The organism is Bartonella sp. AD13SXNS, assembly GCF_042196465.1.
GTDB lineage: Bacteria > Pseudomonadota > Alphaproteobacteria > Rhizobiales > Rhizobiaceae > Bartonella.
This window is the reverse complement of the sequence record NZ_JBHIQI010000008.1, coordinates 45128-67995: the sequence shown is the minus strand read 5'-3', so window position 1 is coordinate 67995 and position 22868 is coordinate 45128. Positions and strand designations below refer to the sequence as shown.

At 35.5% G+C, this 22868-nt stretch carries 15 protein-coding genes and 2 tRNA genes; 5 read left to right on the top strand and 12 right to left on the bottom strand.

Annotated elements, in window-relative coordinates:
* Window positions 1–310 precede the first annotated feature (310 nt).
* From ACFIMQ_RS06615 to ACFIMQ_RS06605, 3 genes are all read right to left on the bottom strand, one after another.
* Window positions 311–385, bottom strand: a tRNA-Val gene (locus tag ACFIMQ_RS06615).
* Between the two features lie 98 nt (window positions 386–483).
* Window positions 484–846 (bottom strand): cell cycle two-component system response regulator CpdR, encoded by a 363-nt coding sequence (gene cpdR, locus ACFIMQ_RS06610; RefSeq protein ID WP_005773448.1) that lies wholly within the window; start codon window positions 844–846, stop codon window positions 484–486.
* Window positions 847–1803: 957 nt separating this feature from the next.
* The gene (locus ACFIMQ_RS06605) at window positions 1804–2721 is read right to left on the bottom strand and encodes a serine aminopeptidase domain-containing protein (protein ID WP_375703635.1); all 918 of its coding nucleotides are present in this window, start codon (window positions 2719–2721) and stop codon (window positions 1804–1806) included.
* A 280-nt stretch (window positions 2722–3001) separates the two neighbouring features.
* Between ACFIMQ_RS06605 and ACFIMQ_RS06600 the strand changes: the two genes are divergently transcribed.
* A complete protein-coding gene (locus tag ACFIMQ_RS06600) occupies window positions 3002–3469 on the top strand; it encodes an Hsp20 family protein (RefSeq protein WP_375616612.1) in 468 nt (155 codons plus the stop codon).
* Between the two features lie 261 nt (window positions 3470–3730).
* Here the strand turns inward: ACFIMQ_RS06600 and ACFIMQ_RS06595 are convergent.
* Window positions 3731–3807: transfer RNA gene (locus ACFIMQ_RS06595), tRNA-Pro, on the bottom strand.
* A 546-nt stretch (window positions 3808–4353) separates the two neighbouring features.
* Between ACFIMQ_RS06595 and ACFIMQ_RS06590 the strand changes: the two genes are divergently transcribed.
* Window positions 4354–4728, top strand: a complete 375-nt coding sequence (locus ACFIMQ_RS06590) for an iron-sulfur cluster assembly accessory protein (protein WP_375616614.1) — start codon at window positions 4354–4356, stop codon at window positions 4726–4728.
* A 68-nt stretch (window positions 4729–4796) separates the two neighbouring features.
* On the opposite strand, the gene mazG is transcribed toward ACFIMQ_RS06590, so the two are convergent.
* The 8 genes from mazG to ACFIMQ_RS06550 form a co-directional block, all read right to left on the bottom strand.
* Window positions 4797–5621 (bottom strand): nucleoside triphosphate pyrophosphohydrolase, encoded by an 825-nt coding sequence (mazG, locus tag ACFIMQ_RS06585; RefSeq protein WP_375616616.1) that lies wholly within the window; start codon window positions 5619–5621, stop codon window positions 4797–4799.
* A gap of 32 nt (window positions 5622–5653) precedes the next feature.
* On the bottom strand, window positions 5654–6583 hold the full coding sequence (locus tag ACFIMQ_RS06580; protein WP_375616652.1) for a lipid A biosynthesis lauroyl acyltransferase: 930 nt from the start codon (window positions 6581–6583) through the stop codon (window positions 5654–5656).
* Window positions 6584–6589: 6 nt separating this feature from the next.
* Window positions 6590–7618: a zinc-binding dehydrogenase gene (locus ACFIMQ_RS06575; RefSeq protein ID WP_375616617.1), complete on the bottom strand. Its 1029-nt coding sequence runs from the start codon at window positions 7616–7618 to the stop codon at window positions 6590–6592.
* A 61-nt stretch (window positions 7619–7679) separates the two neighbouring features.
* The gene (locus tag ACFIMQ_RS06570) at window positions 7680–8954 is read right to left on the bottom strand and encodes a beta-ketoacyl-ACP synthase (protein ID WP_375616619.1); all 1275 of its coding nucleotides are present in this window, start codon (window positions 8952–8954) and stop codon (window positions 7680–7682) included.
* Between the two features lie 15 nt (window positions 8955–8969).
* A complete protein-coding gene (locus tag ACFIMQ_RS06565) occupies window positions 8970–10145 on the bottom strand; it encodes a beta-ketoacyl-ACP synthase (RefSeq protein WP_375616620.1) in 1176 nt (391 codons plus the stop codon).
* Window positions 10146–10156: 11 nt separating this feature from the next.
* Window positions 10157–10441, bottom strand: a complete 285-nt coding sequence (locus tag ACFIMQ_RS06560; RefSeq protein WP_005773457.1) for an acyl carrier protein — start codon at window positions 10439–10441, stop codon at window positions 10157–10159.
* Window positions 10442–10629: 188 nt separating this feature from the next.
* A complete protein-coding gene (locus ACFIMQ_RS06555) occupies window positions 10630–12948 on the bottom strand; it encodes an NADP-dependent malic enzyme (protein WP_375616621.1) in 2319 nt (772 codons plus the stop codon).
* Between the two features lie 1065 nt (window positions 12949–14013).
* On the bottom strand, window positions 14014–18573 hold the full coding sequence (locus ACFIMQ_RS06550; RefSeq protein WP_375616622.1) for a hypothetical protein: 4560 nt from the start codon (window positions 18571–18573) through the stop codon (window positions 14014–14016).
* A 669-nt stretch (window positions 18574–19242) separates the two neighbouring features.
* Between ACFIMQ_RS06550 and hfq the strand changes: the two genes are divergently transcribed.
* From hfq to ACFIMQ_RS06535, 3 genes are all read left to right on the top strand, one after another.
* Window positions 19243–19482, top strand: coding sequence for an RNA chaperone Hfq (gene hfq / locus ACFIMQ_RS06545; RefSeq protein WP_005773461.1), 240 nt, complete (start codon window positions 19243–19245; stop codon window positions 19480–19482).
* 54 nt (window positions 19483–19536) lie between these two features.
* Entirely contained in the window at window positions 19537–20877 is a 1341-nt protein-coding gene (gene hflX / locus ACFIMQ_RS06540; protein ID WP_375616623.1) for a GTPase HflX, read from the top strand.
* 149 nt (window positions 20878–21026) lie between these two features.
* Window positions 21027–22850 (top strand): hypothetical protein, encoded by a 1824-nt coding sequence (locus ACFIMQ_RS06535; RefSeq protein ID WP_375616624.1) that lies wholly within the window; start codon window positions 21027–21029, stop codon window positions 22848–22850.
* Window positions 22851–22868 lie beyond the last annotated feature (18 nt).

Genomic DNA, 22868 nt, shown 5'->3' with positions numbered 1-22868 from the left:
CAAGGCTTAAAGATGATGTCACGCTTTATGAAGTGGATTGCCTTCATTGTCTTTATGTTTGTTATCGATTTTGCCCGCCTTATGGACGCACTCGATAATATCTTATCACACCTCAAAAAATGGATAACAAAAAGTTAGAGTTAGAGACTCTTTGGACATCAGGATTTACTACTCCCCCCCCGAAAAGAACTCTTGATTCGTAATAATTAAGAGGTATGTTAAAAATCCTATTCCCTAACTTTTATCCACATACCCCGTACATTAAAAAAGATATATAAAATCAATAAGTCACTTGCAGTATAAAGTTGAATGGTGGGCGTGACAGGGATTGAACCTGTGACCCCTACGATGTCAACGTAGTGCTCTCCCGCTGAGCTACACGCCCATTCACTGATGTTGCATACACCACATAGAATGACAAACGTCAATGCCTAATTTCACTTTCTCTTTTACCAGATATGAATAATTTAGAAAAATATCCTTTTAAGCAGCTATAAGGATCTTTTCAACCTCATTTACGAGTTCACGTAAGTGAAATGGTTTAGAGAGTACTTTTGCATCAGGAGGAGCATCGCTATTTGAATTGAGTGCAACCGCTGCAAAACCTGTAATGAACATTACTCGTAAATCAGGGTCAATTTCAGTAGCGCGTCGTGCGAGTTCGATTCCATCCATCTCTGGCATCACAATGTCAGTAAGGAGAAGGGAAAAAGGTTCTTCTTGTAAACGTTCATATGCGCTAATACCATTATCGAAATCGGCGACTTCGTAGCCTGCACGTTCTAAGGCTTTTACTAGAAAGCGACGCATATCGTTATCATCTTCTGCGAGCAGGATTCGTTTCATGATTATGTTCCAATGGCTCCATTTGTCAGAGTTTTTGCCGCATCAATTATACAATATAGAGTATTTATAAAAAAGGTGCTAAAATGCTCATAATTGAAATGAATGGCAAAATGGTTAATTCTTACATTCTTATTTACAATACAGTATATTCGTTGTGAGTTGGTTAAATTCGAAATGTATGTGATTTTGAAAAAAGAGGACCGATCAAGCTGTTTTAAGATGATTCAATCTGATTTCTTTTTTATCAGAACTCCATTAAAAAACTTATGAAAATCATTAATGTATAGAATACTTATATTAGGAAGTTAGAAAAACATTATGTTAATTTATTGTTTTTAAAAAGTTCTATTACAAAATAGATTTTTTATAGTTGGTTGTATTTTGTAGCTATTTTAAAATAAATATTATAAATATAGTTTGTTTTTAAGATATTTTCATTAAATGGATAAATATTATTATATTTATAAATATAATATAATAAATTACGAGTAATTTAAAAACAATACTTTTATTTATTATTTAATAAACAATGTATAATAAATGTGTTAATATATATTTTATTTTTATAAATTTATACACTATACAAAGCATTTTTATTTGTATAATTAGTTTTTTGTCAATATTTAAAATATTGTTATCTTTAAATTGCTAAAAAAACATCATGATTATATATAAAAAATAAATAATTACATAATATATATCCTTATTATATAATTATTATTATATTAAATTACATTATTATTAAAATACTATTGTTTATACAATGTTATATTGTATACATTAGGTGTTTTTGTTAGAGAATGTACTGAATATTTAGGTCACGGTTTTCCTGTAGAGTCTATAAAACGAATCATATGAGTGGTTAGAAGAGGGCCCCCACTGTATCAAGGAAGTATTTATAGATTAACGTCGCTAGTAAAAAACTGCATTTTGGATGGAGCAAGCGGAAGTCTCATGTTATTTTATAGATACATTATCATGGATAAATGCATCAAATGCAGCCAAAAATTGTTTTTTATAATCTTCGTTAACCATAATTGTATCCAATTCAGCGCCTCTAATGGTAATACTTTCTGTCAGACGTGTGTGTTGGCATAATTGCCGCACTTCAATGTTGTTTGCAATATTATTTCGATTGGCGAGAATAAAGAGTGTTGGGATTTGTAAATGCCCGTGAAGTAAATTTTTCTTCATAGAATTAATCGTATTAAATACTGATGCCATCCATAAGGATGTTGGGGGCTTAATGGAAGAGAACGGCACTTTATGAGTGTGTCTCAATGGCATATTTTTTTGTTTCGTTTTTTTAAATTTTTTTCCATCTTTCGCTGGTATGAAGCCAAGACCTATATCAGAAAGAAATTGTGTTAATTTATGTTGAAAACCATTCGTTTTATTGCCGAATGGAGCAAAAAGGGGAGAAACACAGAGCAATTTATTAAACTGATGATTAATGAGATCTAATCCGCTCAGTGCTATCAATCCACCTATGCCATAGGCGAGCATAGAGTAAGGAGGCGGACAATTAGGATAAACAATATTTTTAAGAAATTTATATAAGTCATTAATATCATTATTTATGTCAAAGTAATGATGTCGGCATTGTTTGCTTATCTTGAAGGATGTTTTTTCTTGATTAAACCAGTCAAATATTGCCGTATGAAAACCGCGTTTAGAAATTTCGTTTATTGGTAAAAAATATTTTTCTAAAGCATTTGCATAGCTTTCGAGAATAACAATTGTTCCCTTAGATTTTTCTACTTCAGGATATGTTATCGCAAAACGAATTTCGCGATCTCTTGCTATTTTTAAGGTACTATAATGAATATTAGGAGGTGTAGACTCCCCGTCTATGCAATAAAAAGGTGTTTCCAATTGACATCCTTTACAGTGTATTTTTGCAATTTAGTGCAACGTGAAATAATGAGAGGACTTTGTATTTATGTAATAAGGAAGACGGATTAAGAAAGGGGCAGGGTGCTTTTTAGATAGTTTTTAACAATTCACGTACAAAAAAGTTGAAATAAGGAAAAATGATTACCAAATAATATAATGTGGTTGCCATGATGGGGCCATGGGTTCACAAGTAAGTTTGCCATTTGGGAACTTTGTGAATCAATTATAAATTATAGTCGCTCTAGAGGAGGGCAATATTATGCGTCAAGTAGACTTTTCACCATTTTATCGTTCCACAGTAGGTTTTGATCATCTTTTTAATTGGTTTGATTCTAGAACCCAACCAGATGAAGTTTCTTCTTATCCCCCTTATAATATTGAACGTTTAACTGAAGATTCTTATAGAATTTCTATGGCTGTTGCTGGTTTTTCTCAAGATGAAATTGATATTGAAACACATTGTAACCAGCTGATCGTTAAAGGAGACAGAAAGCCTGAAAATGATGCTGAAGAACGAGAGTTTCTTTATCGAGGTATTGCTTCGCGTGCTTTTGAACGGCGTTTTCATTTGGCTGATCATGTTAAGGTTATTGGAGCAGAACTTGGAGATGGGCTTCTTCATATTCAGCTTAAAAGGGAAATGCCAGCTGAATTAAAACCAAAAAAGATAACTGTGCAGACGTCACCATCCATTACAAAAAATGATAATAGCGACATTATTGCGTAAAGAAAATTTTAGAAAATATAAGAACCGAATAATTATAAATTTTTCTAAAGACTAAAATAACGCGAGGCAAAAGTCTCGCGTTTCGTGTGTGTTTTTGTAAGAAAGAAAATTATTTTAATAAAAATAGCTCATCTAAAATTTATGATAAAAATATTATCGCACATTATCCTACGTTGAAGAAAAAAATGTAGGTATCCATTGAAATGCATAGTAGTTCGATTATGAAGTCAGCTTATTTTTCATTTTATAGTATTTTAAGAATGGTCGGAGCGGCGGGATTTGAACCCACGACCCCTTGACCCCCAGTCAAGTGCGCTACCAAGCTGCGCTACGCTCCGAGTTCGTGTAAAACGATTAAATGACTGTTTATTTAAAGGCAAGAGAAAAAATAAACAGAATAAAATCTAAAATGTTCTCACATTCAGAACTTTTAAAAGTAAAAAATTTTGCACATCAATATTTTGTTGTTCATTCAAGATAAGGAGCGAATCTATAAAATTCTTTATTATCATTAAAATTATGGCTCTATAATTAATAAATGTATGCATTTAACTCCTTTTGCAGATTGTGAAAAGATAAGATTTGTGATTTTAGGGTTATAGACTGGGGAAGGAGGGAAGCGAGTAGCGCGGAAGATATATTTTCAAAACGTTAGTGGAGAATATATGGCAGTGAAACGTTTTCCTTTGTTTAGAGTTTTTATAGAAGAGGTATTTTGCATTTTATATGGATATAAAATTATAAATTTCAGATATGTGCAATCATAAATTTTATTTTATGGCGATGCATTTTTATCCCAATAAATTTTTCTTCTAAAATATCAGAGAGAATCTTGTAAAGTAAAAGCATTTAAAGTGTCTATTAAGCCAAGAAAAGAGTAAACGATGAGCCGTTTTTCAGTAATAAATTTAACACAAGAAGCCGTGGAGCGTGTTAAAGCGATTATGGATGCAAAAGATGCACGGGGGATTCTTGTTGCTATCAAAAAAGGCGGTTGTGCAGGAATGGAATATACAATTACTCTTGTTAAAGAAGAGGGAATAGATGCAGATGTTGTTGAAGTGAATGGTGCTCGTGTTTTTGTAGCACGCGATGCAGTATTGTTTTTATTAGGAACACAGATGGATTATGAAGTAACAACGCTTCGTTCTGGTTTTGTCTTTAAAAATCCTAATCAAGTTTCAGCATGTGGGTGTGGCGAGTCAGTAGAACTTCGTCCTGCTACCCAAGATCAATATAAAACGAATCGAGCCTCGTGAAATTATCTAAGCTTAGAGAAATTATCATTGAGTAATTCTAAGCAGCTTGTTTTCTTGGTACAATAAACTTAATATTTTGACTGTTCATTTTTAGCTTGCTTCCAAAGTGCTTCCATTTCGTTCAAGGATGCATCAGTGAGTGTTTTAGATTGGGTGGATAGTTTTTCTTCAATATAGGCAAAACGATTTCGGAACTTTGTATTTGTTTTTTTTAATGCTTTTTGTGAATCAATTGCTAAGTGGCGTGCAAGATTAAGAAGAATAAAGTAGAGATCTCCAAACTCTGCTTCTATCTCTGAGTTTTGTTTATTTTTGATGGCTTCTTTGAGCTCTTCCAGTTCTTCTTCTATTTTTTCAAAAACTTTATCACTTTTTTGCCAATCAAAACCTACTTTAGCTGCTGCTTCTTGTAAAGCAAGTGCTTCTTGGTTTGCTGGCTGGATTTGTTTTACTGTTGCGAGTATGCTTGTGGAGGAATTGTTGTTTTTTTCTTTATATAATTTTTTTTGTTCAGCCTGTTCTTTGATTTTTATATATTCCCACTCCTCTTTTATAACCCCCCGTTCTTTTTGCACAGCATTTCCAAAAACATGAGGATGGCGCCGAATCATTTTTTCCGTAATTGCATAAACAACATCTTCAAAAGTAAAACTGCCTTCTTCCTGTGCAATAGTAGCATGATAGACAACTTGTAAAAGAAGATCACCAAGTTCTTCACAGAGATCCCTTCGGTTTTTTTGTTCAATGGCATTGATGACTTCGTAAACTTCTTCGAGCATATAGGGTATGAGAGATTCAAAAGTTTGTTTTTTATGCCATATACAACCACTATCAGGATTGCGTAATGCAGTGATAATTGCGGTGAGATCTTTGATATCTTTTGAGGCTAACATTTGCACTTCCTCTGTAAGCAATAGAGCTTATGTTAGATGTCCCAACGTCTATGTAACCACATCCATTGTCCAGGATATTCACGGACCCAAGTTTCAACAATATCATTTAATTTTTGCGTAGAAGCCGCTATATCGATATCATTTTTTTCATCACGTGGAAGTTCTACATGTTCATATAATTCTAAACGATGACGTCCTCCAGGTAGACGAATACAACGTGCTGGATAAATATCACAGTTATATTGTCGAGCAAGCTTTATAATTAAGGGATTTGTTTTAAGTTGTCTGTTAAAAAATGTTCCCACGATACCGCGGCGAAATTTTTGATCAACGAGCATACCAACATTTTTACCTTCTGCTAATTTAGCTGCTAATGCCCACGCTGCACCGGCTTTAGAGGGAACAAGATGTCCCATAGAAGTTTGTCGTGCTTTAAGAACGCGTTTGGCAATATAAGGGTTGTTGGGTGGTCTAAATAACACTGTAATATTCAAATCAAAACTTTGTGCGCAAATAGGGAGAAGTTCAAAATTTCCAGTATGCGCTGTGAAAAAAATATGTGGTTTTTTTTCCTTTTTTAATCGTTCAAAGATTTCAACTCCTTTAACCTCAATGAAACCTGGCTCATCCGCATGAGGATCAAAATCAAAAATTTTATCAAGAAAAATATATTCAGCGAGGAAACGTCCTATATTTTCCCACATTTCTATTGCAATCGCACGGAGTTCTTGCTCTGTTTTTTCTGGATATGCACTCCTAAGGTTTGCAAGTGTGATTTGATGACGATGGATAAGGGGACCAATTTTTTTTGCTAACCAAGCAAAAAAAGAAATTCCCATGTTGGCTGGAAAACATTTTAGAATAAATAAAGAACCAAAGAGTAGATATGCCCATAACAAGTAGGATATTTTTTTAGCTATAATTTTAATACGATATATGAATTTTTTAAGAAAAGTTTTCATCATGATTTAATCGATTTTAAGAATAATTTTACCAAAAACATCACGACTTTCCATTCGTTTTAAAGCTGTATCAATTTCATCAAGCCCAACAATTGTATCAATGACAGGATGTGCGACCTTTTGTGCCATTTTTTGCATGGCATTTTTCATATTTTCCAGACGGCAGCCAAATGAACCAAATATCTTAAGTTGTTGCTGGAATAATTGCATGAGATTGAGTGGTGCTGAAACACCAGAGGTAGAACCGCAAGTCACTAAACGTGCTCCTTTTTTCATACACAACAGAGAACCATTCCATGTATCGACACCAACATGCTCAAAAACAACGTCAACACCTTTTTTTTGAGTTAATTTACGTACTACACCTTCAAAACGATCTTTACGATAATTAATCACATGATCTGCTCCAAGAGCTTGTGCTTTTGCAATTTTTTCATCTGAACCTACAGTGGTGATAACTGTACATCCCCTATGCTTTGCAAGTTGAATAGCTGCAGAGCCAATACCGGAACCACCTGCTTGTATCAGGATTGTTTCTCCTTCTTGTAGTTTTGCGTTATCGAAAAGCATATGTTCTACAGTACCAAAAGTAATTGGAGCAACAGCTGCTTGCAATTCATTACATTGGGGTGGGGCTGGAACCAATAAACGTGCTGGCAGATTAACAAGCTCACAAGCAAATCCATCAAGATGAAAACCGTAGACTCCCTTTACATGACTGCAAAGATTATCTCGTCCTTCATGACAAGCTTGGCATACTCCGCAGGTTTGTGCACCATAAATTGAGACTATCTGTCCAAGTTGGAGATGTTCAACGCCATCTCCTATTTGTACAACCTCACCAGAGGCTTCTGCACCAATGATGAGGGGCATTTTTCTTTTCGCAAAGGCCATGCCACGCCATCCCCATACATCAATATGATTAAGGGCAACTGCTTTTATCCGCACAGTTACTTCACCTAGACTAGGTGAAGATGGCGAGGGAATATTGGTGATTTCAAGTCGACGTTCATTAAAGAGTTGCAGTGCACGCATTATCAGCCCCCTTAAAAGACGTTATTAGGTTAGCGTTACAAAATTTTTATTATATAAAGGATTATCCTTTATAGGCTGTGATAACAAGACTCGTATTTTGACCACCAAATCCAAAAGAGTTTGACAAAACCGCATTAACACAGGCTTTACGGCTATGATGAGGAACAACATCTAAAGGGATGGCAGGGTCAGGATTATCGTAATTTATTGTCGGTGGAAGTACCCCTGATTGAATGGTTAAAAGAGAAAAAACGGCTTCTATTGCACCAGCAGCAGTTAATGTATGCCCAATCATTGATTTATTAGAAGAGACTGGAATATGCTCTAACAGATCACCAAAGACAGTTGATAATGCAAGATATTCCATTTTTTCATTTTCAGGTGTTGAGGTTCCATGTGCATTAATATAGTCAATTTCATTGATGGTTATTTGTGCATCGTCTAAGGCTTTACGAACGGATTCAATTGCTGGTGATGCATCAGGTTTTGAACGTGTACGGTGAAAATCATCGGCTGTTTCTCCACAGCCAGCTAAAATTCCTAAAACTGTAGCATTACGGTTTAATGCGCTTTGAAGAGATTCAAGAACAAGAGCGCCTGAGCCTTCTGCCATAACAAATCCATCTCGATCACGGCTAAAGGGTTTTGCGGCTTTTTCTGGAGGCTCATTTTGAGTTGAAAGAGCAGATAGTAATGAAAAGCGGATAAGAGATTCTGCTGAAACTGATCCATCTGTCGCAATTGTGAGAGCACGATTTGTTTCTCCCCGTCGAATAGATTCAACACCTAATTGAATTGCTGTTGCACCAGATGCACAAGCAGTGGAAAGTGTAACAGGAAGCCCTTTTGTGCCAAATGTTTTTTGAAGTTTTTCTGCAATTGCACCAAATTGTGTGGTTTCAAAAAGCGCCTCATGGAGTTTATGTTTACAGACTTTAAGAAGATCTGCATAAGAAGGCTCATTATTAAATTTTTCCTCTTGATCAAGACTAAAACGTGCTTTCCATTCAAGTTCAACAGGAGGAGCAGCTAGAAAGAGTGGTCCATTAAAATTTGTTTTATCAACAGCAGCTTGTTCTAACGCTTCTTCAGCAGCAAGATGTGCAAGTTTTTCAGAAAGAGCTGAAGCACCAAACGTACTTTCTTTGAGAAAATCAATCGTTCCAGCAATATATGTGTTTAATCCCTCAATGGGAAAACGTGTTATTTTGTGGATTCCGCTTACACCGTTTGTTAATTTTTGCCAATTTTCATGTTTTCCTCGTCCTAGTGATGTGACAACGCCTACACCAGTTATTGCTACAAGTGGACGTCCAAAATGATCATGATATTTCACGATAGAAATTCCCCTTCAAACAGCTGTAAGACGCACGATACCTTCAGCTCTTTTTATACCAATAGTTGTAACAAATATTTCACGTACTTCTTTAGGAAAAGGTTTTTCATGAGGACTTAACGCTGGAAAACAGTGTTTTTTTTCAATTGCAAGTGCTGCCAGAGCAAGCGCTAGAGGAAATTGTGCTTCCCGCATATAACCAAATAATGTTGTAATACCGCGATAAGATAGATCAGCATCGTCAAGAGCATATTGTTCTGCTTTTGTTGCTTCGTGAGCACCTGAGGCTGCTGAAATGACTAAGGCAGATTTAGCGCCCGCAGTTTTCAACATTGTTGCAATTGACTCTCTCAGTGAAGTTTTGGTTCTATCTGTTTGGTCTGTAACAATTTGACTAATTTCAGCATAAGCACGCGCGTTACGTTTTTTTGCATGTTCCCCACTTTCAAGAACTAGAAAGATACCACCAGAACCGGTTATAATACCGCCGCCAGGGTGAATTTCACGATTCCACACTGGGCTCCACCCATTATGGGTTAAAAGACCACCAAGCTCATGCGCTAATAACATATCATAACTTTGTGCATTATAGGAACTTCCTACAAGAGCATGGGTGCTTTGTCCTGATTTAATACGGGCTACAGCAATTTGAAGTGCAGAAAGCCCACTGCCTTCTTCTCCCATAAATGTGCGAGAAGATCCAGTGACTTTATGAACGATTGAAATGTTTCCTGCCAGAAGGTTTGAAAGTTGTGCCAAAAATAATGTTGGACGAAGTTCGGTTGAAAGAGCAACATTTAACATAGAGGCATGATCGGTGATTGCACGCGCTTTAGAAAGAATTTGTGTATCAACAGTAATATCACGCTCTCCTCCACTTGCTGCTACGATCATATCCATTGTCGAAGTGAATTGCTCATTATTTTTCATACCGGCATCATCAAGAGCAAGACCAGCCGCATAAGTACCAAGACGTTGCCATGTTCCCATTTGCCGTTGATCGCTTTTTTTAGGAATCTGTGAACCCCAATCAATTTCGGGTGCTTTATGAACCGTGTAGGGCGAAAAAGTTGTACAATCTAGATTTGGTGTACGGGCTTGAGCATTTAAGAGATTCCAATGTTGATCAGTTCCTTCTCCCAGAGAGCTTATGAGGCCGATACCAGTGATGAATACAGATTGATCATGCATAGTGAAAAAAATTACTCCGCCTGTTTTAAGGCAACAAGATCATCAATTTTTGCACAAAGATTTTTAAGAACAAAGTACTCTTCCGTTGCAACTGTGCCTTCATTGACTTCTTGCGTCCATTGTTCTAGTGGAACCTTTATTCCGAAAGCTTTATCAATAGCGAAAACAATATCAAGAAAATCAAGACTATCAATTCCCAAATCGTCAATTGTATGACTTTCAGGCGTAATTGTATTGCGATCAATTTCACTGATTTCTGCAATAATATCAGCAACTTTATCAAACGTGGAAGGCAATGTACGGATTCCTTATTATAGAGTTAGTAAATTCAAAATATATTTAATACTATTCTTCTAGCCTTTTTTCTCTTTAAAAAAAAGACTTAATCCAGAATATAGCTGTCTTTTCTATAGAGAAAAGAGGTTTACAGTATATGAAATACTATACCTCAATATTTAAAAAACTTTGAAATTTTATTACACATTTATTTTACGAGACTATTTTTTCTATTTGCCGCAAGGACGGCAAGGGCTGTTATATTAACAACTCCCCGTGAAGTTACCGAAGGTGTTAAAATATGGGCGGGACGTGCAGCCCCGATCAAGATAGGACCAACATGAAGTGCATTTGTAAGGCTTCTAACAGTGTTGAGCGTGATATTGGCTGAATCAAGTGTTGGAAAGATAAGCAGATTGGCTTCACTTTTAAGACGAGAATCAGGAAAAACACGATCACGAAAAACTTTAGAAAGGGCAGCATCACCGTGCATTTCACCATCTGCTTCTAAATCAGGGTGTAATTGAGCAAGAATTTCTGTTGCACGTCGCATTTTACGCGCACTTTCTGTGTTTTTAGACCCAAAGTTTGAGTGTGATAATAAGGCTGCTTTTGGTGTTATTCCAAATGCTTCAACTTCTTTAGCGGCCAATACAGTCATTTCAGCGATTTCTTCTGCAGAAGGATTTTCATTGACGTAAGTATCTGTGAGAAAAAGAGTACGCTGTTGAGAGATAAGTAAACTCATAGCAGAAAAACGGCGAACATTAGGATCAAGTCCGATAATTTGTTCAATCAATTCAAGTTGACGTTCAAAACGTCCCTCTAAGCCGCAAATCATTGCATCTGCTTCTTCTCGCATAACGGCGAGGGCAGCAATAGCCGTTGTTGATGTTCTTACTATTGTTTTTGCCATTTCAGGCGTAACGCCACGTCTTCCTGTATAATGAAAAAATAAATTAACATAATCACGAAAACGTGGGTCATCTTCAGGGTTTGTTAATTCAAAATCTATACCAGGACGAATTCTTAAACCAAAGCGTTTTAATCTAGCTTCTACGACATGTGGACGTCCGATAAGGAGCGGTGTTGCTGTTTGTTCTTCAATGACAACTTGTGCTGCTCGAAGGACGCGTTCATCTTCACCATTCGCATAAATGACGCGTTTACGTTTTGCTGTTTTTGCTGCTGCAAAAACAGGTTTCATCGTTAAACCAGAAAGAAAGACAAATCGATTGAGGATATCATAGTAGGCTTCCATATCTTCAATGGGACGAATAGCGACACCTGTTGCCATTGCTGCTTTAGCAACAGCGGGAGCAATACGCAGTATTAAACGTGGATCAAAAGGAGAGGGAATCAAATAGTCTGGACCAAAACTGGGAGGTTCTTTTGAGTATGCACGTGCTACAACATCTGAAGTTTCTTCACGTGCAAGAGCAGCAATCGCATGAACAGCAGCCATTTTCATTTCTTCATTAATTGCCGTAGCACCTACGTCTAATGCACCACGGAAGATATAGGGAAAACAAAGTACATTATTAACTTGATTGGGATAATCAGAGCGCCCTGTGCAGATCATTGCATCTGGTCGTATAGACTGTGCTTCTTCAGGCATAATTTCTGGTACTGGATTAGCCAGCGCTAAAATTAATGGGTTTGGAGCCATTCTTTTAAGATGTTCAGGCTTTAAAACACCACCCGCAGATAAACCTAGAAAAATATCTGCATTATCAATAATATCAGATAGAGTTCGTGCATCAGTTTTTTGTGCATAATTAATTTTCCAACGATCCATAAGGGTCTTGCGACCTTCATAAACAACGCCTTCCAAGTCACTAAGCCAAATATTTTCAACTTTTGCTCCAAGACGGACCAAAAGATTAATACAAGCGAGGGCAGCAGCACCGGCGCCTGAGGTAACTATTTTTGCATTTTCAATCTTTTTTTCTGAGAGATTTAAGGCATTTAATACAGCAGCAGAAACAATAATGGCAGTTCCATGTTGGTCATCATGAAAAACTGGAATATTCATCTTAGCACGCAGCTTTTCTTCGATTTCAAAACATTCAGGAGCCTTAATGTCTTCAAGATTAATACCACCAAATGTAGGTTCTAAGGTTGATACCGTTTGTACCATTTGTTCTACATTGGATGCATCAATTTCAATATCAAAAACATCAATATTCGCAAATTTTTTGAATAAAACAGCTTTGCCTTCCATAACTGGTTTTGAAGCAAGTGGGCCAATATTTCCTAAACCAAGAACAGCAGTTCCATTTGATATAACGGCAACTAAATTAGAACGGGAGGTATATAGAGCAGCAAGATTAGGATCTTCATGAATTGCAAGACATGGTGCTGCAACACCTGGAGAATAAGCAAGAGCTAAATCACGTTGATTATCAAGAGGTTTTGTTGCTTGTATTTCCAATTTTCCAGGTTTAGGGTATTGGTGATAAAAAAGCGCGGCACTGTCAAGTTCAGCTTTTGGTGACCTTAAATCACTATTTCGTTCTCTAGACATTTTTATGATATCCAAGTTAGTGTGTATTTATATGAGTGTTCTATCTACGATAAGGTTTTGTCCACTAATAGATCCTCATTTCTCTGAATATCAAAATGCGTGAGCATGAGCAAATTCTTCTGGATCATAAAACCAGTTTGGTGATTCTTTTTGTTTGTGCGCATGAATAATTTCATGGTTAGCCGCACGTTTGTTTTTCTTTCCTTAATAAAATTCGTAAAAATTGATTAGTTTACAAAAAATAAAATATTTCCTAACGGCTATATTACCAAGTCATTATTTTTTTTGCAATGCTTAGAAAATAAGGAAAGAACAGAAGAGATTTCCTTATTCATTTCATTCGTTTTTTATAAAATATATATTTTATTTAAAGTTCTATACGGAGGTAGAAAAAAAATAAACAATAATTTGACAGTTATAAATTGTTTATTCAGCTATTTTAAAGGAGTTTGGAACATTGAGAATGACAAATATGTTGTTTTAAGCAATGAATATGTCACTGAAACAGCTGTAATTGCGTACTCTATACATATAAAGTCCATTTCATTAACGCTTTGCTTTATAATTTATAATGAATCATCTCGTATATTGAATGGGAAATTTGAATACAATAAGATACATTCATTTCAAATTCACCTAATATAATAAAAATATTTACTTAGATATTTCAAGTGCACTTAATATGTGGATAAAAACATGTAAGAAAGGAATAGAAATCTTTCTTATGAGCTATTTTAATAATAACGCATGAAAAAATATTAAAGGCTCAAATAAAATAATTTTATTAAATCTTTGTGTTTTTATGAAACTATGAAAAATAAAAGGATTAAGAGAAGGATAAGGGCGTAGGAAATATGCTTTATCATTCTTATAATGATATATTATTTGATAAGTCATTATGCTTTTTTAGAGTTATCGCTTAGGATATCAAAGAAAATCCCATACCCGTTATCTCAGACTTTGAAGTACAAAGCTACTGTTGAAAGCGACGTACTCTATGATGAGCGATTAAGACAATTGGAAAGAAAAGTGGAAAAAATACCTTTTTCCACTTTTCTTGTTTATTTATTGGATGCGGCCACTTGCATGAGCAAGCATAGTATAAACTTTCCCGGTATCTGATATCAGGTATTTGCGAACTGAGTTAGAAGAACCAGAATTGCGCGATACATCACGTAAGAGCTTTTCAAAATCTGTAACATATTGATTCACTGAATGTTTAAACTCAAGATCGCTCATATATTTTCTTTTAATCATTTCAAATATCGTTTTCCCATTCAAGGTATAAAGGCGTTCAGTTACGATGTTTTTTTGTCCACGTTGATAATGATCCCATAGCTCAACAATGGCATTGTGATTAATCGCTTGCACTATACCAGATGCTAATGAGTTAAGAGAGCTATTTGCAGGACGTGGTTTTGTTTGCACTGACGTTAAAACAGCCTCACTAGGCGTTTCATCATAGAAAGTCTCTTCACGTGAAGCTCTTTCTAAGAGATTTGAGACCCATTTATTTGGTCTTTTTTTGCTTTGATCTTGTTGCAAAACAGGTTTAGGTGGTACGATCTTTTTAATGAACTCAGGAGCACTATCATTTCTCTTATTAAGCATTGGTGATGTAGGTAATGCCGATATTAACTGTTCTTTTGCACCCTTTTGATCATTTTGTATAACACTGACCAAATCTTTTAATGCTGTAATTTGCTCATTCAAAGCAGTGCGAATGGTTTGCGTTGTTTCTTTTGTCTTTTCTGGAAGTTTTTTAACATTTTCATTGATATCATTATTAATCTTTGAAAGCTCTAAACGAACTTCATCAGCGGAGCGACGTATATCCTCTGCTGCTTCTGAAAAACGCGTTGATGCTTCACTAACAAGCCTATTAAGTGATTGTTGGAATGAATTTGTGGAGTTACGCGCATTCTTATCAGAGCGTTCAAGTGCTAAGTTGAAGATTTTTTCATAATGCTCAATCATTTGATTAATTTCATGAGATTTTGAAACAAGAGCATCGCTTAATACAGAAAGCGTATTATGTTTTTCTTCAAGTGTTGCACTAAGTGAATTTTCAGACTGTTCAAGAACATGAATAGTTTGGGAAAGTGTCTTTGCATGTTCACCAAAACTGCTCGTTATATGATTAATTTGTTCAAAGGTGTTCTTTGAAAGTCCTTGCAGAATTTCAACATTATTATTAAGAGCGTGATTTGAGGCTGATAAACGCTCTGCTACTTGGTTAGTGTTGCGGAAAAAGTTATTCGTCGTCTCATTAAGCTGACCATCAATATTTTGAACTGCTGATAATAAAACATTGCTATTTTCGTGGAAGTTGTAAATTGATTGGTTTAACTGTTTTAAGACGGATGAAACATTATCAATAAGCTCTTCCTTCATAGCCGTTACTGTTTGAAGTGTTTCAGAATTAGCTTTGCTCAAGCTATTCACTAAAGATTCATTATGTGCATAAATTCTTTGTTCAGCATCTTGTGTGGAGAGAGAGAGTTGTTCACCGATGTGCTGTGTTAAAGAATCAATCGATTCTGTCGTACTTTGCGCTGCTTGATTTAAGTGATTTGTTAGCTCTGTTATTTTTCCAACATGTTCTGAAATTTGTGTGGCTGTTTGATTTCTTGCATCTTCCAGACGGCTCGTTACATCAGAGAGCTGATGTCCTAAATTATTTTTAAGATTTTGCATAGAGTGATGAAGAACATCACAGCGTTCATTAAGGACTTGCTCTATTGCTGTTGTTGATGTGTGAATAGTTTCATTCAATAATGCTTGTGCATTATGACTGGCTGTTGTGAAAGCTTCGACAGTATGTGCTGTTTGTTCAGACAAAACGGACAGAACTTTTTCACTGGTATCATAAACTGTTTTTTTAACATTTGATACAATGCGATTTCCTGATTCTGAAAGAATATTTTCTGCTTGTGCAGTAACATTTGTAACAGAAGAAAGAATTTGTTCACTCGTAGAAGAAAGAATGTCAGAGGCCTTTATAATCTGATTGTGCAAGTTATCTGTGACTGTATTAACAGAATCTTCTAAGGTGACACGCATATTGTCAACACTGCTTTCCAGCGCTTGTTGAATTATCTGACTTTGCTCATTATTAAGCATGAGAGATGTTTTTAAGGTATCAGAACGTTCCTCAATAACAGATGTTTGTGCATCAATAGCTTCACATACTTGGCTAAATTTTTCAGATAATGTTTCTTCTAGCGTTGTTGTACGTTCAAAAATTTTGTGTGCACGAACTTCTAGACTTGTATCAAATGATTCCATACGTGTTTCAAGAGTTTCAAAGAAAACACCACTCGATTGAGAGAGAGTATTCTTTAAAGTTTCGGCCTGACTTTCAAGATTTTTGATATGATCTTGAACCGTTTCAGTAATATTTTTATTGTTGGCAACAATTGCGCTCTCAACTAAATCTATCTGTTGTTTCAATGCAACATCAACACGTATATCACTTTTTGCAATGAGATTATGGATTGTTTCCATGCGTTGCTCGAGTGTGCGTGCTTGATCGGCAAGAACTTCATTGAGAGAAAAACTATTAATCGCTAAAGAGTCACGTAGAGCATCAGCACGGATATCAATATTTCTCGCTTGTGCTTCTAAAGCATCTTGAGTTGTATTGCAGCTTTGTACAATGACATCTTGTAGTTTTTCAGTGCATTGAATGATATTCGTAATATGATTTTCAGCTTGCTTATCAACGACTTGAACATTGTCAGCCAAAACTTTTTCAATCTGAGAAGTATTTTGAGCTAAGACATCAATCTGATTTTTTAATGTATCAGCAATTTTACTCTTCTCGTTATCAAGCATGTCTGCCATGAGAGCTCGTTGATCAGAAAGTTGTACTTTAAAATCTTGTGAACGTTCTTGTATGATATCAACAATGGCCTTGTCGACATGTTGAATTTCTTCTCTTAGACTTTCTTTACTCTTATCAATTGCAGAAAGAATAACTTCACGTCCATTCGTAAACGCATGGGTAATGTCTGCTGTTCTTTCTTGTAGGTTTTCATTTATTTTCAAGACATGAGCTTCCAAGAAGTTACCAAGCTTTTCAGCATTATCCTCTAAAGCCTGACTGCGTTCTATAAAGGAATCAATGATGGAATCACTGTGTTCTTTAAGAGAAAGATCAACGGTTGCTAAACGTTGTTCAAAGGCTCCAATTGCTTGCGAGGTTACGTTATCAAATTTAGAAGAGAGTTTATGTGCTTGGTCGTCGAGCTTTAAGATCTTCTCATCAAAATTCTGTAGAGATTGATTATTACGATCAATAATCGCTTTATCCAGTATTTTAAATTTCTCATCGATAGTGTGTAAAGTTTGATCTGTTACTGCTTGTATATCTGTTGCAATTTTAGTAACATGCGCTTCCGCTTTTGCAGCTGTTTCATTAAAGGTTTTTTCTATTTGTTTTTCATTATGATCAAATCGTTCTGCAAAACCATCGAAGTTTTTTCCTAATTCATGAAAAAAATCTGTGTTTTTCTGCTGAATTTGTGTTGCTGTTTCGTTAAATTTTTTAACAAGCTGATTTGTTACGCCATCACCAGCATAGGAAAGTTTTTCAACAAGATCTTCGCCTTGTTTTTGTAAAGTTTGAGAAAGAGTTTGCGCAAGCTTTTCGACATTTGTGACAATTTTAGAAGTAACCAAGCCAAATTCATCGCTCAGTTGTTCTTGAGTTCCTTTAATTGTTGATTGTACACGATCTGCGTGATTTAAAATGGCTATGCGTTCATTACTCAACTCTTTGATTAATGTATGAATGCGTGATTCATTCTCAGCATAGGCTTGTTCTAGGTTATGAACTTCACCTTGTATGATTGCCTCAAGCTCAACAGCACGTCCGAGGGTACGTTCAATACCTTCATTCATTGCAGCTACTTCTTCACGAATGGTTTGCCCTATAGCAATAGCTTGTTTTTCAGATAGATGCTGTGGTTCACTAAAGCGTTGTGCAGCATTTGTCATAAGAAGAGCAATATTATGCAATTCATTCGAACGTTTTATTAATTGAGCAACGCCCCAAGATATAAGGATAGGAATTGCTGTTCCGGCTGCCACAGCGAGTCCTGTTGGAGATGTAACAAAAGTGCTGATATTGGATAAGGAGCTAAGTCCGGCAGGGGCGAGTTTATGCGCAATAAAAGCGCCTCCCGTTGTCCATAAAGCACTAAGTGCTGTTGTATACCAGTAGATTCGAGAGGAAGAACGCTGCTTTAATAACCCAAAATTTATAGGGGTTGTTATATCATCATTTGCAGGAAGAAGTTTTGTAGACAACAATGTATTGTGAACAGTTCCACCTGAAATATCAGGTGAAGGTTTGGGAGCAAAAAGCTGTTCAACAACGGATTTATCAATAACAGCGTCATCATGAATATTAGAGGCAAAAGTTGAAGTACCATTTTCAGCAAAAAATTCTTCTTCTGCCATTGCAATTTTCTGAATCAACTCATCGACATTAACAACATTTTCAGAATTATTGGATGATATCGTTTCAAGTCCTGTGTTATCGAAATCAAAGTTCATAGCTTTTGTGAGGGCTTCTTCAACTTCAACTTCAAATGTTTGCAATTTGGTTCTGCGTGCCATACTCGCCTCGTACTCTTACAGACGGAAAAGGGATACGTCCTCTCCCACATAATTTCCGCATACTAGCTGTTAATTATTTAGAAAGGAATATGCTTAAGGAAAAATTTTAAAAACTTATCAAGATAAAGTTAACGCAGTTTCTTGTATCCTGATTAGAAGTTTTATAAAATATAATAAAAACAATTTATTACTTGATTCTAATAAAAACAAAAATACTGTTTACAACTTGTGTTTATAAAAAGCTTTATAAACATATTCTCTTTGAGATAAGGACAATTTAATGGCAATTATATACATTGTTAAAAAATAGTGAGGTGCGAATGCCTCTCTTTAATATCAATGATCGTTAATCAATGTTGTTGTCCCCGCTTACTTTTATTGATTCTAAACGAAGGGGTTTCATCATCACGTATATAATCTGTCATAGCTGAGGATGTATAAAAATTTGCCTTTTAATTATAAGCTCATAAAAAATGAACGTAGAAAATTTTTGAATTTAATGATAGATTTTTATAAGCTGTATTTTATTATTGCCTTAAAAAGCCGTTTTTTCTCTAATTTCAGTTGTTTGTTATTAAATTTTGAAGCTTCTACGTTGACAATTGGATATTTTTCAGTCGATATGCGTGCACAAATATTTTATGCAATCGAGATGAAGGTGTAAGAATAATGGCAGAGCGATCACAACACCTACAAGATGTGTTTTTAAATACGGTGCGTAAGCAAAAAATTTCCCTTACAATTTTTCTTGTTAATGGCGTTAAACTCACGGGTATTGTAACTTCATTTGATAATTTTTGTGTTCTTTTGCGCCGAGATGGACATGCGCAATTGGTTTATAAGCATGCTATTTCTACGATTATGCCTGGACAGCCTGTACAGATGTTTGAAGGTGAAAGTCCTGAGTAAGCACGTCATTTTAAGATAGACCTCTTATCCCATTTTAAAAGTACTTAGATTGCTATGATAAATGAAAATGAGAGATTAGGAGGCGTATTTTCGCAGATTATAAAACAGGTGCGCGCACTTGTTTTGATACCGATTTTTCAAGAGAATAATAGAACTGAAAGCTCTTTGAGAGAGTGTTCTATATCTTCCTGTGTTCAAGAAGCATTGGGGTTAGCGCGTGCTATAAGGTTAGAAGTCGTTAATTATGAAACAATTAATATTGCAACGATTCGTCCTGCCACTCTCTTTGGAAAAGGTAAGGTAGAAGCGTTAGCTCATTATATAAATGAAGATTCTATTGAGCTTGTGATTATAAATCATTTTTTAACGCCTGTACAGCAGCGTAATTTAGAAAAGTTATGGAATTGCAAAGTTATCGATAGAACAGCTTTGATTCTTGAAATTTTTGGTGATCGTGCACGAACAAAAGAAGGAGTTTTGCAAGTAGAATTGGCGCATTTGTCTTATCAAAAAGGGCGGCTTGTACGTAGTTGGACGCACTTGGAAAGGCAACGGGGAGGGCGTGGCTTCCTAGGGGGACCTGGTGAAACGCAAATTGAAGCAGATAGACGCCTTTTACAAGAAAAAATTGTTCGTATTCGCCGCGAATTGGAAACGGTTATTAAAACACGTGCACTTCATAGAGCAAAAAGAAAAAAAACATCTTATCCTGTTGTGGCATTGGTAGGATATACGAATACAGGAAAGTCAACGCTCTTTAACCGTTTAAGCGGTGCAAATGTTTTAGCAAAGAATATGTTATTTGCAACGCTTGATCCGACTTTGCGCAAAGTTGTTCTTCCCCATGGAAAAACTATTCTTTTGTCTGATACTGTAGGTTTTATCTCTAACTTGCCAACGAATTTAATTGCGGCTTTTAGAGCAACCCTTGAAGAAGTGATTGAAGCGGATCTCATTCTTCATGTAAGAGATATGTCAGACCTTGATCATCGAGCACATGCCCAAGATGTCTTAGAAGTACTTTCAAGCCTTGATATCGATATTGATGACACGGCGCATATCATAGAAGTTTGGAATAAGATTGATATGTTGGATGAACAGGCATTGAATGTTTTACAAACAAGTGCCAAGACACGATTAGATCCCGCTCTCATGGTATCAGCTCTTAAAGGGGATGGCCTAGACCAATTATTAAGAACCATTGAAAAGCGAATTTTTGGAGAGGTGCAAAGCATTGAATATCTTCTAAAACCTCATGAAATGTCGCTTATTGATTGGTTTTATGAAAACTCTGCGGAAATCACGCAAGAATGCCATGATGATGGGTCTGTTACCATTAGAGCGGTTGTTACTTCTGAAGCAAAAAAACAACTAGAGAATCTTAAAAAAAATTGAATTAATTCCTTTAAAGCTATTGTTGAGCATTTGTGCTTAAATTTTATGTTTTTCTCATCTCAAAATAATATGACAGCAAGTTAAGAGGATAGTTACTACTTTCTCTTAATAAAACAATATGAAGAAGTATTTTGCTGGTTAAAATAAAGATGAGTCTTAAATGTAATAAAAGACTGTTTGTATATACAGTATGGAGAAACATTTTAATTGTTTTGCTATTACAAATACTGTGTGTGTCTTTGATTTTGTTGTATTATTTTGTTCAGCCCCGTGGTTACCAAGCAACTTTAATATTTTCATTATCTGATTCTGTAGGAAAGCCATTATCAATTGAAAAGCAAGACAATGTTATCACCTTTTTGTTTTCACAGCCTATAATTTCAAATGATTCGCCTTTTTCTTTAAGGGTTTCTTATAAGAAAAAAAATCAGGAAAATATCCGTTTATCGCGTCATGGTGAACTTATTAACCTTACTTTTGAAGCCGAGACACAGGAAGCAGCACAACGTGGGTTGGAAACTTGGTTTTCCACATTTTCACAAGCAGTCATAAAACAGAAACAATTCTTGTTAAATGATAAATCTGAAGACAAACAATATGATAACACTGCGATTATTAATATCGTGCAGGGATTTCGGACCTCTGTTGATTCTTTTATTCAGCATAGTGTCAAACAAACAGAGCTTCATGATCTTTCTATGCAATTAACAGAAGCAACTTTAAAGCGTATTTATTTAACAAGTTTGAATTCAACAATTAACATGATGCGTGAAAGTGGACAGTCTTTACTATCTTTATCTTTTATTGCAGGCAATTCAGCAATTGTTTCTCTGGAATCTAAACGTGATCTCTTGGAAACGCAAAGAGCACATATGGCTGCGCAATTGGGGTGGACACATCCTCAAATTAAGGCAATGACTGCGGAGTTAGAAGCGGTTTCTCATCAATTAAACAATAAAATTTTACAGATCGTTGATCAAGTTCATTCAGATGTAATTATTGCAACGGAGTTGGAAAAACAGCTCCAAAAAAGGGTGAGTTTTTTTGTAAAAGATCAATCCCAATCTTTGAATAAAATATTTAACGAGTTTGAAAATAAAATAAAAGCAGCGGTCGATGCACAAAATAAAGTGATGAGCAAATCTGCTCAAAGAGAAAAAGTTATTGGTTCATATTGGGGATTGAGTGATAACCCTCTTCTCTTACAAAATACAAATATCCACGTGGTTATGCCAACAACATTAGCACCCATTTCTTTTATGGCTCTTTATGGAAAAAATGTTCTTGTGGGTGCATTGGCCAGCTTCCTTACTCTTTTGCTAGGAATAGTGTTATTTTATCCGTTCTTTAAAAGCAAAAAAGACCAACTCTCAGAAGAGGATGTGAGATTAAAAGAAAATACTCTCAAGAAGAATGAGAGTCTTTTAGTCTCTCAAGAAATAAAAAATCTTGAAGCTTTTATTACGATAGAGGGATTATCTGATGTTTTGAAATGGCATGCTTCAACAGTTATTTCAATCATTGGACCAGAAGCTGCACGGACAGCGGCAAAGCTTTCACTTCATCTCACAAAAGAGAACAAAACAATTTTGTTGGTCGATATCTCTGGTCAACAAATAGAGAAAGTCATTGGTCCACATCGTGGGCTGAGTGATGTTTTAACGGGCCATGCTCAGATGCATGATGTTATTTACCGTGATTACGATACGGGCGTTGATATTCTTCCTCAGGGATTAACAAGTGCTGTTTCTGCACAAGATTTTTCAAATGATATTTCTCATATATTACAAGAATTTAAAAAAGAGTACGATTTTATCATTTTAGAGATGGCAAGCAAACCAAAATATGGTTTTGAACAATTTGCAGAGCTAACAGACTATTATATTTGTAATACTGTTCTTAATGAACAAGATTGGATGATGTGGATGGTAAGCAGCTTTCCAAAGACTGTTTATCGTGTTGTTGCATCATAAACTTCATAAAAGAGAAAA